Source organism: Streptococcus sp. M334 (assembly GCF_000187745.1).
GTDB lineage: Bacteria > Bacillota > Bacilli > Lactobacillales > Streptococcaceae > Streptococcus.
The window spans coordinates 37071-51069 of sequence record NZ_GL732492.1; the positions used below are offsets into that span (position 1 = coordinate 37071).

Below are 13999 nucleotides of genomic sequence, written 5' to 3' on the forward strand. Positions count from 1 at the left end.
AGTTTCTCCTTTCTATTCTGTTATATCAATTACTTTTACTTTATTTTTTAGTTGAGGCGAAATTTTAACTTCTTTGACCTCATTTGGTAGTAACAAAAGTAATTTAAATAGTTTGTCATCTACTGTCACCTTACATAACTTTCGTCTATCTAGACAATTTCTTATTATTAAGTAATTTGACTTTATTGTTTTTTCATCAAAATGATACTCTATCTTCTCCATCATTATCTACCCGTCCATACATTAACAAAAGCTGCTAAAGCTACTGCAACAAAAATCATTCTTAAATCTCCGTTCCTTATGTTTTACATAAACTAGTATAAAACTAATGGCAAATAAAAAACAGGACATCTCTGTCTAGTGACATTTATGTCCTGTTTTTTTATTTATAGCTCAGGGAACTCTTCTTTTCTCTCCTCTATCACTCGATTTTTGAAATTCATATCATTAAAAAATTCTGCCCCATTGATAGCTTTTTCATAGTATTGTAGGGCTTTTTCTTTATCTTCTTCCCCGTATAGGTAATATTTGGCTTCTAAGTAGTCTACAGTTGGTTTTAAGTTTGAATCTTGAATCTCCATCATAATTTCTCTTAGAAAACTAAAAATGACAGAGATATCTTCGTAATATTCGTTCCTCAATTGATACAACAGTATTGCAATTAATACTCTTTGTAGTAGATGCATGTAAGTGTTATCTGAACAATCAATTATGGTCACAATATTATTTCTTACTTTTTTAAAAACGTCATCATTTCGTTTAAAACTAATAGCATTTGATAAAAAATATAAATATAAGATCAATAAATCATTTACAGAATACTCCGTTTGTAGCAAAGTTTGATTGAAATATTCCTCAATCAAGCCCTCTCCAAATTCGGCATTTTCAGAAACATACACATCATCAATGGCTTGTAAAACCTCAACTGATACTTGTTCATCCTCAGGGAGTTGATCATAAAAATGTTCCTGAATATCTTCAAAGATAGCCTCCCGCTGGCGGACTTTTTCTTCATCTCCATGAATAGATTGACGAATCAATTTCGTTTTTAGTTTTAAATACTCCTTAGGAACAATTAACAATCCCTCGTCAATTAACTGAGATATTGGAACTCCTAATATTTTGGCTATATAGTCTAGTTTAGCTAAGCTGGGCAAATTATTTCCAGTTTCAATTCGACCCAACTGACGAACAGTAAGTTCTTTTTCATCTCCACAAAAGGCTTCCCTACTCAAGCCTTTTTCAGTCCGTAAGGTACGAATTCGTTTCCCGATTTCTAAATTACTCATAATAAGCCTCTTCAAATTCTAATTTGATATTCAAATAACTGCTTGTATACGTTTCCATTTTAACACACTTTCTTACAATTTTCAGAAAAAATAATTATAAGGAATAGTTTTAAGCCACCACTCTATATAGATAATCCTTTCGATGTAGTATCAAAGATCTATTTCTACAAAAGTAATCAAAAAAAGCGAATTTCAATCGAAACTCGCTTTTTTACAAAATGTATTAGTATAAATCTTTTATCTTAGTTCAAGTGCCAGATATCTTCGTTATACTGAGCGATTGTACGGTCAGATGAGAAGAATCCTGCTTTAGCAATGTTGACGATGACTTTATCCAACCATGCGTCACGGTTTTCGTAGTCAGCCAACATTTGCTCTTTCACTTTGATGTAGTCTTCCAAGTCAAGAAGAGTCATGAACCAGTCTTTGTTGATCAATTCATTGTAAAGACGTTCCAAGCGCTCTTTGTTTCCAGCTGCAAGAACTGCATCGCTAACGATGAAGTCAACCAATGGTTTGATAGCTTCACGAGCGTAGAATTCGCTTGATTTGTAAGCTGCTTTTGCGTAAAGGTCGATAACAGTTTCTGAATCTTCACCAAAGATGTAGATGTTTTCGTCGCCAACCAACTCAGCGATTTCCACGTTAGCACCGTCCATAGTACCAAGAGTCAAAGCTCCGTTCAACATGAATTTCATGTTACCAGTACCTGAAGCTTCTTTAGAAGCAAGTGAGATTTGTTCTGAAATATCACATGCTGGGATAAGGAAGCTTGCTGCAGTAACGTTGTAGTTCTCAACCATAACTACTTGCAAGTGTGGAGCTACTGCTGGATCGTTAGCAATAACTTCTGACATGCAAAGGATCAAGTGGATGATGTCTTGAGCGATTGTGTAGGCTGGAGCTGCTTTACCACCAAAGAAGATTGTGATTGGGCGAGCAGGGATGTTTCCAGCTTTGATGTCAAGATATTTGTGGATCACGTACAAAGCGTTCATTTGTTGGCGTTTGTACTCGTGAAGACGTTTGATTTGGATATCAAAGATAGAGTTTGGATTGATTTCCACACCTTGGTGTTCTTTCAAGTGACGTGCCAATTTACGTTTGTTGTGAGCTTTGATGCTTTCCAATTTTTCTTTGACAGCTGCTTTGTCTTCATAAGACAAGAGTTTTTCAAGCTCATCTGCTTCATGGTGCCAACCTTCTCCAATAATCTCATCCAAGTAGTGAGACAATCTTGGGTTGGCATGCATGAGCCAACGACGGAATGTGATACCGTTTGTTTTGTTGTTGAATTTTTCTGGGTAAAGATCGTAGAAGGCTTTCAACTCAGAGTTCTTCAAGATTTCAGTGTGAAGTGCTGCAACTCCGTTAACGCTGTATCCGTAGTGGATATCCATGTGAGCCATGTGAACACGTCCGCTCTCGTCGATAATTTGAACAGCTGGATCTTTGTATTCTGCTTTCACACGACGGTCCAATTCTTCGATGATTGGTACCAAGTGAGGAACCACTTCTTGCAAGAATTCAAGAGGCCATTTTTCAAGGGCTTCAGCAAGGATTGTGTGGTTAGTGTAGGCAGTCATGCTACGAACGATTGAGATTGCTTCATCAAGTTCGATACCACGTGCAGTCAAAAGACGGATCAATTCAGGGATAACCATTGATGGGTGAGTATCGTTGATTTGTACAACAGCATAGTCAGCAAGGTCATGCAAGTTGCTTCCTTTTTCGATTGCTTCGTCGATGATCAATTGCGCACCGTTTGAAACCATGAAGTATTGTTGGAAGATACGGAGCAATTCACCTTGACGGTCACTATCATCTGGGTAAAGGAAAAGAGTCAAGTTGCGAGCGATGTCTGTTTTATCAAAGTTGATACCATCTTTAATGATTGAAGAATCAACTGAATCCAAGTCAAACAAACGCAAGCGGTTTTTAGTTGCTGTCTCATAACCAGTAACATCAATATCATAAAGAGTTGATGTCAAAGTAAAGTCTGCAAATGGTACTTGGTAGCTACGGCTTGAGCGAACCAACCAGTTTTGCTCTGTCAACCATGCATTTGGAATTGTTTCTTGTTGGTTGTTTTTAAGAACTTGTTGGAAAAGACCAAAGTGGTAGTTTAGACCAACACCGTCACCGTTCAAACCAAGAGTCGCAATTGAGTCGATAAAGCAGGCAGCCAAACGTCCCAAACCACCATTACCAAGAGATGGTTCCAATTCAACTTCTTCAACTTCAATCAAGTCTTTACCTGCAGCTGCAAGTTCTTTTTTAACATCGTCGTAAAGACCAAGGTTGATCAAGTTGTTTGACAAAAGTTTACCAATCAAGAACTCCGCTGAGATGTAGTAAACTTTCTTTTTACCAGTATTAACTGGTTTTTTGCTGCTTGCAAGCTTGCTGTAGTTAAGAAGAGCAAGGTAAAGCTCTTCATTGCTACATTCTGCAATGGTCTTATTGTAACGATTTTGTACAAATTCTTGTAGTGATAACATGTTTAGTTGTCTCCTGATTATTATCTTATTTCTTTAATTCTACCAAATTTTCATTGATTCGGCGATAGATTGTTGTCAAGTCAAGCAAGCCTTTCTCGACAGCTGGTGTCAATTGATCTTCAGTCATACGCCAAGACCAGTTTCCACCAAGGGTAGATGGGAAGTTCATACGAGCTGCCTCATCCAATTCTAGCAAATCTTGCATAGTTGCAATTGCCATGAAGCTAACTGATGAAAAGACTGTACGAAGCATAGCGTGTGGCACTGTTTCGTATTCTTTACGGTTCGTGTAGCGAGCCATGTACTCACGAGTCGCATCATCGATCTCGTTACGGTACCAACCAAGAACCGTATTGTTATCGTGAGTTCCTGTGTACATAACTGAGTTAGCAGGTGCCAAGTGTGGGCTATCGATGCTTTCGTCTTCTGGGTTGAAGGCAAATTGAAGAATCTTCATTCCTGGGAAGCCAGTACGTTCACGCAATTCGATAACTTCATCTGTCATGAAACCAAGGTCTTCGGCGATAATGTTTAGCTCACCAAGTTCTTCCTTAACGGCTGCAAAGAGCTTGTAGCCAGGACCTTTGACCCACTCACCAGGTGCTGCTGTATCAGAACCAGCAGGGATTTCCCAGTAAGATTCGAAACCACGGAAGTGGTCGATACGAACGATGTCGTAGATTTTGAAGCTTTCACGCAAGCGTTCAATCCACCATTTGTAGCCGTCCTTGTCCATTGCTTCCCAGTCATAGATTGGGTTACCCCAAAGCTGACCAGTTGCAGAAAACTCATCTGGTGGGCATCCTGCGATGCAAGTCGCCTTACCGTTGACATCTGTCTTGAAGAGATGTGGATTTGCCCACATATCGCTTGAATCTTCCGCTACGTAGATTGGCATGTCCCCAACGATTTCGATGTGGTTGTCGTTAGCGTAAGCTTTCAATTTCAACCATTGTTGGAAGAAGAAGTATTGAGTCACACGGTGGTAAACCAACTTATCTGCCAATTGCTCACGGTAGCTTTCAAGTGCTGAAGCTTTACGAGCACGAGCATCAGCATCTGGCCATTCAGTCCAAGCAAGATTGTCAAAATGCTCTTTAATAGCCATATACTCAGCAAAGAGCTCAAGCCATGATTGGTTGTCTTGAGCAAATTTCTCAAAATCTTTAACATCTCCTACTTCCAAGAAACGTTTTACCGCTTTTTCTAAAAGAGGACGACGTGCATAGTAGATTTTCGCATAGTCAACTTCAGATGCATCACTACCAAAGTCAACTCCTTCAAGGTCACTTGCTTGCAACAAGCCTTGCTCCACCAAGATATCTAAATCGATAAAATGAGTGTTCCCTGCGAAGGCTGAGAAAGATTGGTAAGGAGAATCTCCATAACTAGTTGTTCCTAATGGAAGGATTTGCCAGTAACGTTGTTTTGTACGAACCAAGAAATCAACGAAGTCGTAAGCACTTTTACCAAATGATCCGATTCCGTATGCTCCTGGAAGAGAAGAAATGTGCATCAACACACCACTTTGACGTTTTTTCATAATAAGCACCTCATGTGTTTATAGTTAGATATTACATTTTTACGAACGCAAACGTTTGCGCTAATATCAGTATATCGCATTTTCTTGATAAATGCAAGCGGTTTTAAATAACTTTTTTGATTATTTTTTAAAAAGTTTTTCTTCTTACCCGTATATATATTCTTTCAGAAAGTTAACAAAATAAGAATAAGGGTTTCACTTATCTTATGAACTGGAAATAAAGTAACAAATCTCTTTAGTTTCCAGTTGTAAATTAGGCAATCGTTTTCTCGACTTTTTTAAAAATTTAAAATAAAAGCAATTTTTGGATTTTCTTCTATTATAAACAAATAAAACGCTTACCATTTCCGTGAATTTTTTTAAAGTTTTTACAAAAAATACTTGCAACCGTTTTCTGTTTGTGCTATACTAGTCCCATAAAGGAAAACGTTTGCGTTTCCTCATTATAAAATCTGTTATTCTTTAGGAGGAATACACTATGTCATCTAAATTCATGAAAAGCGCTGCGGTGCTTGGAACTGTTACACTTGCTAGCTTGCTTTTGGTAGCTTGTGGAAGCAAACCTGCTGAAAAAGCTGCTGATGCTGGTTCATCTGCAGGGAAAGAAATCACTCTTTACGTTGAAGACCAATACAAAGCTTTCGCTGAAACAGTTGCTAAAGCTTACGAAAAAGAGTCAGGAACAAAAGTTAACATCAAATCTGGTGACCAACTTGGTGGCCTTGACAAACTTTCTCTTGATAACCAATCAGGTCAAGCTGCTGACGTTATGATGGCTCCATACGACCGTGTAGGTAGCCTTGGTACTGACGGACAACTTTCAGAAGTGAAATTGAGCGACGGCGCTAAAACAGATGATAAAACTAAATCTCTTGTAACAGCTGCTGACGGTAAAGTTTACGGTGCTCCTGCCGTTATCGAGTCACTTGTTATGTACTACAACAAAGACTTGGTAAAAGAAGCTCCAAAAACTTTTGCTGACTTAGAAAACCTTGCTAAAGATAGCAAATACGCATTCGCTGGAGAAGATGGAAAAACTTCTGCTTTCCTAGCTGACTGGACAAACTTCTACTATGCATACGGACTTCTTGCTGGTAACGGTGCTTACGTATTCGGACAAAACGGTAAAGATGCTAAAGACATCGGTCTTGCAAACGACGGTGCTATCGCGGGTATCAACTACGCTAAATCTTGGTATGAAAAATGGCCTAAAGGTATGCAAGATGGTACAGCTGCTGGAAACTTAATCCAAACTCAGTTCCAAGAAGGTAAAACAGCTGCTATCATTGATGGACCTTGGAAAGCTCAAGCCTTCAAAGATGCTAAAGTAAACTACGGTGTTGCGACTATTCCAACTCTTCCAAATGGAAAAGATTACGCAGCATTCGGTGGTGGTAAAGCTTGGATTATCCCATCAAGCACTAAGAACCTTGAAGGCGCACAAAAATTTGTAGACTTCCTTGTTTCAACTGAACAACAAAAAGCTTTCTACGATGCAACTAACGAAATCCCAGCTAACACTGAAGCTCGTTCATACGCTGAAGGTAAAAACGATGAGTTGACAACAGCTGTTATCAAACAGTTCAAGAACGCTCAACCAATGCCAAACATCTCTCAAATGTCTGCAGTTTGGGAACCAGCTGCTAACATGCTCTTTGACTCTGTAAGTGGTAAGAAAGACGCTAAAACAGCTGCTAACGATGCTGTAACATTGATCAAAGAAACAATCAAACAAAAATTTGGTGAATAAAAAATTTGTTCAAGGGGGGTGGAATTCAAATCCCCCTTTGAATTTATCAATAGAAAACATATATAGTTTAGGTTTTATCTAAAAACCAGTATCCTATGAAAGGAGTTATTATGGAAAAGCAACAACCTAGTAAAGCAGCCCTGCTGTCTATCATTCCTGGGTTAGGACAGATTTACAATAAACAAAAAGCCAAAGGTTTTATCTTCCTTGGTGTAACCATCGTATTCGTCCTTTACTTCCTAGCACTTGCAGCCCCTGAATTAAGCAATCTCATCACTCTTGGTGATAAACCAGGTCGTGATAATTCCCTATTTATGCTGATTCGTGGTGCCTTCCATTTAATCTTTGTAGTCGTTTATGTACTCTTTTATTTCTCAAATATAAAAGATGCACATACAATTGCAAAACGTATTAACAATGGAATTCCAGTACCACTTACGCTAAAAGATATGATCAAAGGAATCTATGAAAATGGCTTCCCTTACCTCTTGATCATTCCATCTTATGTTGCCATGACATTTGCGATTATCTTCCCAGTTATCGTAACCTTGATGATTGCCTTTACCAACTACGACTTCCAACACTTGCCACCAAACAAGTTGTTGGACTGGGTTGGTTTGACGAACTTTACGAACATCTGGAGTTTGAGTACCTTCCGTTCTGCCTTCGGTGCCGTTCTTTCTTGGACTATCATATGGGCTTTGGCAGCTTCTACTTTACAAATCGTAATTGGTATCTTTACAGCTATCATTGCTAACCAACCATTTATCAAAGGAAAACGTATCTTTGGTGTTATTTTCCTTCTTCCTTGGGCTGTTCCAGCCTTCATCACTATCTTGACATTCTCAAATATGTTTAACGATAGTGTCGGAGCCATCAACACTCAAGTATTGCCAATCTTGGCTAAATTCCTTCCTTTCCTTGATGGGGCTCTTATTCCTTGGAAAACAGACCCAACTTGGACTAAGATAGCCTTGATTATGATGCAAGGTTGGCTTGGATTCCCATACATCTACGTTTTGACTTTGGGTATCTTGCAATCTATTCCTAACGACCTTTACGAAGCAGCTTATATTGACGGTGCCAATGCTTGGCAAAAATTCCGCAACATCACTTTCCCAATGATCTTGGCCGTTGCGGCACCTACTTTGATTAGCCAATACACCTTCAACTTTAACAACTTCTCTATCATGTACCTCTTTAATGCTGGAGGACCTGGTAGTGTCGGTGGTGGAGCTGGTTCAACCGATATCTTGATCTCATGGATCTACCGTTTGACAACAGGTACATCTCCTCAATACTCAATGGCGGCAGCTGTTACCTTGATTATCTCTATCATTGTCATCTCAATCTCTATGATCGCATTCAAGAAACTACACGCATTTGATATGGAGGACGTCTAAGATGAATAACTCAATTAAACTCAAACGTAGACTGACTCAAACCCTTACTTACCTCTACTTGGTGGGCCTTTCAATCGTGATTATCTATCCACTGTTGATTACCATTATGTCAGCCTTCAAGACTGGTAACGTAGTAGCCTTTAAACTAGATAGCAACGTCGACTTTAGTTTTGCTAACTTCCAAGGTCTCTTCTCTGAAACCTTATACGGTACATGGTACCTCAACACTTTGATTATCGCCTTGATTACCATGGCTGTCCAAACAAGTATCATCGTACTTGCTGGTTATGCTTACAGCCGTTACAACTTCTTGGCTCGTAAACAAAGTTTGGTCTTCTTCTTGATTATCCAAATGGTGCCAACCATGGCCGCTTTGACAGCCTTCTTCGTTATGGCACTTATGTTGAACGCCCTTAACCACAGCTGGTTCCTCATCTTCCTTTATGTTGGTGGAGGTATCCCGATGAATGCTTGGCTCATGAAAGGTTACTTCGATACAGTGCCAATGTCTCTAGACGAATCTGCAAAACTAGACGGTGCAGGACACTTCCGCCGCTTCTGGCAAATTGTTCTTCCACTTGTTCGCCCAATGATCGCTGTACAAGCTCTCTGGGCCTTCATGGGACCTTTCGGGGACTACATCCTCTCTAGTTTCTTGCTTCGTGAGAAAGAATACTTTACTGTTGCCGTTGGTCTCCAAACCTTCGTTAACAATGCGAAAAACATGAAGATTGCCTACTTCTCAGCAGGTGCTATCCTCATCGCTCTTCCAATCTGTATTCTCTTCTTCTTCCTACAAAAAAACTTTGTTTCAGGACTTACAAGTGGTGGCGACAAGGGATAATCTATCCCCGCCACCCTTTTTCATTTTGGAGCTTGTAACTATAAAACTATCCTTGTAGCAAGCAATTTCCCTCCTAGACTTGAAATAAAGCACATTTCTCTATATAATAATACTCATATAGAAAACACCTTTTAGAAAGATACAAATGCTTCCATATCCATTTTCATATTTTTCAAGTATTTGGGGATTTCGTAAGCCCCTGTCCAAACGTTTCGGGCTCAACTGGTTTCAGCTTCTCTTTACCAGTATCTTCCTTATCAGCTTGTCTATGGTACCTATTGCCATCCAAAACAGCTCACAGGATACTTATCCGCTAGAAACCTTTATCGATAATGTCTATGAACCATTGACAGGTGATGTTGTTCAGGATCTCTCTGAGCATGCTAGAATTGTTGATGGCACATTAACTTATACAGGAGCAGCTAATCAAGCACCTTCTCTTGTGATTGGTCCAAGTCAAAGCAAGGAGTTACCTAAAGACTTGCAACTGCATTTCGATACGAATGAGCTAGTCATCAGCAAGGAGAGTAAAGAGCTGACCCGCATCTCTTACCGAGCCATTCAGACTGAGAGTTTCAAAAGCAAGGACAGCTTGACCCAAGCCATTTCTAAAGACTGGTACCAGCAGAATCGTGTCTATATCAGTCTCTTCCTAGTTCTCGGTGCCAGCTTCCTCTTTGGTTTGAATTTCTTCATTGTCTCTCTAGGAGCTAGTCTTCTCCTTTATATCACTAAGAAATCACGCCTCTTTTCATTTAGAACCTTTAAAGAGTGCTATCATTTTATCTTGAACTGTTTAGGATTACCAACTCTGATTACGCTTATTTTGGGATTATTTGGCCAAAATATGACAACTCTCATCACTGTACAAAACATTCTTTTTGTTCTATATCTGGTCACTATCTTTTATAAAACGCATTTCCGTGATCCAGATTACCATAAATAGGAGATTTTTATGCCCGTTACGATTAAAGATGTGGCCAAGGCTGCTGGTGTTTCACCTTCAACCGTAACCCGTGTTATTCAAAATAAATCAACCATTAGCGACGAAACGAAAAAACGTGTTCGCAAGGCTATGAAGGAGCTTAATTACCACCCCAACCTCAACGCTCGTAGCTTGGTAAGTAGTTATACCCAAGTTATCGGCTTGGTCCTTCCTGACGACTCAGATGCCTTCTATCAAAATCCTTTCTTCCCATCTGTCCTCCGTGGTATTGCCCAGGTCGCTTCTGAAAACCACTATGCTATTCAGATTGCAACAGGTAAAGACGCCAAAGAGCGACTCAAAGCTATTTCTCAGATGGTTTACGGCAAACGTGTGGATGGTTTGATCTTCCTTTATGCCGAAGAGGAGGATCCTTTGGTCAAGCTAGTCGCAGACGAACAGTTCCCCTTCCTCATTCTAGGAAAATCCATTTCACCCTTTATCCCTCTTGTCGATAATGACAATGTCCAAGCTGGTTTTGATGCGACCGAATATTTCATCAAAAAAGGATGTAAACGAATTGCCTTTATCGGAGGTGCTAAGAAACTCTTCGTTACACAAGACCGTCTAACTGGTTACGAATCCGCACTCAAGCAATACCAACTGCCTATTGATGGAAATTTAACCTATTTTGCAACGGAGTTCCTAGAAGAAAAAGGGTATCAATTTAGTAAACTCCTCTTTCAGCATGACCCGCAGATTGATGCTATCATCACAACCGATAGCCTCCTAGCTGAAGGGGTCTGTGACTATATCGCTAAGCACCAACTGGATGTCCCTGTTCTCAGCTTCGACTCGGTCAATCCCAAACTCAACTTGGCGGCCTATGTTGATATTAATAGCCTAGAACTTGGTCGTGTTTCTCTTGAAACTATCCTCCAGATTATCAACGATGCTAAAAGCAATAAGCAAATTTGTTACCGTCAGTTGATTGCCCACAAAATTATTGAAAAATAAAAACCAGCTCGAGCTGGTTTTTTTGGTCATTAATTATCTGTTTCAACGAACCGTCCCAAAATATGAACATTCTCCGATACAGAGACAAAGGCGCTTGGATCCACCTGTTTCATAATCTGTTTAAATTCATTAAACTCTGCGCGTGTAATGACAGTGATTAAAACTGCCTTCCTTTCGTGATTATAGGTTCCTTCTGCATCGTGGATCATGGTTGCTCCGCGGTGCAATTTTTTATGGATTTTTTCAATTACCTTCTCTGGATGATTGGTCACAATCATGGCCTGCATCCGTTTTTGCTTGGTAAAGACCGCATCTGTTACACGGCTAGAGACAAAGATGGTAATCATAGAGTAGAGGGCGTATTTCCAACCAAAGGTCAAACCGGCTATCAGCATGATGGTCCCATTTACCAAGAAAGAAATACTACCGACATTCTTACCTGTTTTCTTGCGAATGGTCAGGCTGACGATATCCGTCCCGCCACTGGAGATATTGTTTCGAAGAGCAAAACCAATCCCCAAGCCCATGACAACACCCCCAAAAAGAGCATTGATAATAGGATCCTCCGTCAAGGTCGCCACAGGGACAAACTGGATAAAGAAGGAACTCATGGATACCGTGATAAAGGTAAAGACGGTGAACTTATGGCCAATCTGATACCAAGCCAAGACCATCAAAGGAAAATTAATGGCGTAGAAGGTCAGGGAAATCGGAATGTGAAAACCAAACCAGTGATTACTCAAGGCAGAGATAATCTGTGCCAGACCTGTTGCACCACTCGAATACACATGCCCTGGTTGGAAAAAGAAATTGACCGCTACTGCTGATAAAAATCCATAAACCAGAGAGGCCGAAATCTTCTCATCATATTTTTCGCGAGAGATGCTTTGTAAGACACGTAAAATTTTTATCTGATGAGCAAAGCGGCGCAGATAATAGCGCCACCGCTTAATTCGTTTTGCTTGTTTCATCTTCTTCTACTTGTAAGCTGAGTTCCTCTAGTTGTTTAAGAGCTACTGTTGAAGGAGCTTGTGTCATTGGGTCAGTTGCCTTGTTGTTCTTAGGAAAGGCAATAACTTCACGGATATTTTCTTCTCCAGCAAGCAACATAACAAAACGGTCAAGTCCGATAGCCAAGCCACCGTGTGGTGGGAAACCATAATCCATGGCTTCAAGAAGAAAGCCAAACTGATCATTTGCTTCTTTGGCTGAGAAACCAAGAGCCTTGAACATGCGTTCTTGAAGGTCTTTTTGATTGATACGAAGGCTACCGCCACCAAGTTCATAACCGTTCAAGACAATATCGTAAGCAATGGCACGAACCTTAGCCAAATCACCTTCTAATTCGTGAGCAGTCTCTTCTTGTGGAAGGGTAAACGGATGGTGGGCGCTCATGTAGCGGCCTTCTTCTTCAGACCATTCAAACATTGGCCAATCAACCACCCAAAGGAAGTTGAATTTATCATTGTCAATCAAACCAAGCTCTTTGGCAATACGTCCACGAAGGGCACCAAGAGTTGCATTGGCCACTTCAAGCGTATCCGCCACAAAGAGAACCAAGTCCTTATCTTCAAGAGCAAGTGCTGTTGTCAATTCTGCTTGAATGCTAGTCAAGAACTTAGCAACTGGTCCGTTTAATTCTCCATCAACAACCTTGACCCAAGCAAGACCTTTGGCACCGTACTGCTTGGCTACTTCGGTCATCTTGTCGATGTCTTTACGTGAATAGTTGTCCGCAGCGCCTTTGACTACAATTGCTTTTACAGCAGGTGCTTCTGAAAAGACTTTAAAGTCTACACCTTTGACCACTGCTGTCAAATCCTGAAGCAACATGTCAAAACGCGTATCAGGTTTATCAGAACCGTAAAGAGCCATAGCGTCATCGTATTTCATACGAGGGAATGGAAGCGCCACTTCGATGCCTTTAGTTTCCTTCATCACGCGCGCAATCAAGCCTTCTGTGATATCTTGGATTTCTTGCTCAGTAAGGAAAGACGTTTCCAAGTCGACCTGAGTGAACTCAGGCTGGCGGTCACCACGCAAGTCCTCATCACGGAAACATTTAACGATTTGGTAGTAACGGTCAAAACCAGCATTCATCAATAACTGCTTAGTGATTTGCGGACTTTGAGGAAGCGCGTAAAAATGCCCTTTATTGACACGAGATGGCACCAAATAGTCACGCGCTCCTTCAGGAGTTGACTTAGAAAGGAATGGTGTCTCCACGTCTATAAATTCCAACTCATCCAAGTAATTTCGGATAGAGTGGGTTACCTTAGCACGAAGTTTGAGATTTTCCAACATTTCTGGACGACGAAGGTCAAGGTAACGGTAACGCAAACGCGTATCGTCATTGGCCTCAATGCCATCCTTAATCTCAAATGGGGTTGTCTTAGCTGTATTCAACACTGTCAGAGCTGTCACGTTTAACTCAACTGCACCAGTTGGCAACTTATCATTGGCTTGCTCACGCGCAGCGACCTGTCCAGTCACCTCGATAACAAATTCGCTACGAAGGCTTTCAGCTGTTGCCATGACCTCTGCAGAGACTTTTTCAGGATTGATAACCAACTGCATAATTCCTTCACGGTCACGAAGGTCGATAAAGATCAAACCACCAAGGTCACGACGACGGCCTACCCATCCTTTCAAGGTCATTTCTTGTCCGATGTGTTCCTCACGAACACGACCAGCATACATACTACGTTTCATGTTTTCTCTCCTCTT

Annotated in this window: 10 protein-coding genes; 5 read left to right on the forward strand and 5 right to left on the reverse strand. The window is 40.5% G+C overall.

The genetic code is table 11. From position 1 onward, the window contains the following. Positions 1 to 386: 386 nt before the first annotated feature. From HMPREF0851_RS13730 to malQ, 3 genes are all read right to left on the reverse strand, one after another. On the reverse strand, positions 387 to 1289 hold the full coding sequence (locus tag HMPREF0851_RS13730) for a helix-turn-helix domain-containing protein (RefSeq protein ID WP_000067107.1): 903 nt from the start codon (positions 1287 to 1289) through the stop codon (positions 387 to 389). 242 nt (positions 1290 to 1531) lie between these two features. Continuing rightward, on the reverse strand, positions 1532 to 3790 hold the full coding sequence (gene glgP, locus HMPREF0851_RS13735) for a glycogen/starch/alpha-glucan family phosphorylase (protein WP_000950132.1): 2259 nt from the start codon (positions 3788 to 3790) through the stop codon (positions 1532 to 1534). Positions 3791 to 3815: 25 nt separating this feature from the next. Beyond that, positions 3816 to 5333 (reverse strand): 4-alpha-glucanotransferase, encoded by a 1518-nt coding sequence (gene malQ, locus HMPREF0851_RS13740; RefSeq protein ID WP_000747275.1) that lies wholly within the window; start codon positions 5331 to 5333, stop codon positions 3816 to 3818. A gap of 478 nt (positions 5334 to 5811) precedes the next feature. Here malQ and HMPREF0851_RS13745 point away from each other — a divergent pair, with 478 nt between their 5' ends. The 5 genes from HMPREF0851_RS13745 (at position 5812) to HMPREF0851_RS13765 (ending at position 11272) form a co-directional block, all read left to right on the forward strand. After that, complete coding sequence (locus HMPREF0851_RS13745) at positions 5812 to 7083, forward strand: extracellular solute-binding protein (protein ID WP_000095471.1); 1272 nt, start codon at positions 5812 to 5814, stop codon at positions 7081 to 7083. Positions 7084 to 7193: 110 nt separating this feature from the next. After that, positions 7194 to 8486 (forward strand): carbohydrate ABC transporter permease, encoded by a 1293-nt coding sequence (locus HMPREF0851_RS13750; protein ID WP_000414958.1) that lies wholly within the window; start codon positions 7194 to 7196, stop codon positions 8484 to 8486. A 1-nt stretch (position 8487) separates the two neighbouring features. Next, a complete protein-coding gene (locus HMPREF0851_RS13755) occupies positions 8488 to 9330 on the forward strand; it encodes a sugar ABC transporter permease (protein ID WP_001065658.1) in 843 nt (280 codons plus the stop codon). Between the two features lie 145 nt (positions 9331 to 9475). After that, a complete protein-coding gene (locus HMPREF0851_RS13760; RefSeq protein ID WP_000938238.1) occupies positions 9476 to 10276 on the forward strand; it encodes a DUF1189 domain-containing protein in 801 nt (266 codons plus the stop codon). A gap of 9 nt (positions 10277 to 10285) precedes the next feature. Further along, positions 10286 to 11272: a LacI family DNA-binding transcriptional regulator gene (locus HMPREF0851_RS13765; RefSeq protein WP_001145415.1), complete on the forward strand. Its 987-nt coding sequence runs from the start codon at positions 10286 to 10288 to the stop codon at positions 11270 to 11272. A gap of 29 nt (positions 11273 to 11301) precedes the next feature. On the opposite strand, the gene HMPREF0851_RS13770 is transcribed toward HMPREF0851_RS13765, so the two are convergent. After that, on the reverse strand, positions 11302 to 12243 hold the full coding sequence (locus HMPREF0851_RS13770; RefSeq protein WP_000806280.1) for a YitT family protein: 942 nt from the start codon (positions 12241 to 12243) through the stop codon (positions 11302 to 11304). After that, complete coding sequence (gene aspS / locus HMPREF0851_RS13775; RefSeq protein ID WP_000830913.1) at positions 12221 to 13984, reverse strand: aspartate--tRNA ligase; 1764 nt, start codon at positions 13982 to 13984, stop codon at positions 12221 to 12223. Before aspS ends, HMPREF0851_RS13770 begins: the two co-directional genes overlap by 23 nt. Between the last annotated feature and the right edge of the window lie 15 nt (positions 13985 to 13999).